Below are 475 nucleotides of genomic sequence, written 5' to 3'. Positions count from 1 at the left end.
AGGCCGGCGCCCAGCGCGCAGGCGGCCGCCAGAAGGGTGAGAAGGGTCCTGCGCATCACCGGTCCGTCCCGCGCCTGCCGCCCGGCCGGAGAAACTCCCGCCGCATCCGGATAACAAGCGTGACCATATTACGGTTTCAGCGCCGGATCGAATGCGAAATGCCGCACTGCGGAACGGCACGCCGTCCGGGAAGCGCCGGGGCCGCCCTCAATAGATCCCGGCGAGGCGCGCATGCCCCCCGCCCGACGCCGTCCGGGTGGGCGCCCCTGCCTTCGCAGGGGCCGGAGCCTTCGCGGTCGCCGCGACCTTGGCTGGCACCGCTGCCTTGGCCGAGGCCGGAACCGTGGTCTTGGAAGCGATCATCGTGGATCCCTTGGCGGCGCCGGAGGCCAGATGCGCCAGGGTGGACTTGGCTGAGGCCGGCAGCGCCGCGGGTGCCGCCGCGGCGAGTTTCGTCGGGGCGGGCGTTGTGGGC

Annotated in this window: 1 pseudogene; it reads right to left on the bottom strand. The window is 73.1% G+C overall.

Going from position 1 to position 475, the window contains the following annotated elements:
• Positions 1–207: 207 nt before the first annotated feature.
• Positions 208–475 (bottom strand): annotated as a pseudogene (locus tag FV228_RS33675) (septal ring lytic transglycosylase RlpA family protein); the annotation flags it as partial.

Origin of the sequence: Methylobacterium sp. WL18 (assembly GCF_008040015.1) — a bacterium.
Lineage (GTDB): Bacteria > Pseudomonadota > Alphaproteobacteria > Rhizobiales > Beijerinckiaceae > Methylobacterium > Methylobacterium mesophilicum.
The sequence above is the reverse complement of the archived record's forward strand: the minus strand, read 5'-3'. Positions and strand labels throughout refer to the sequence as shown.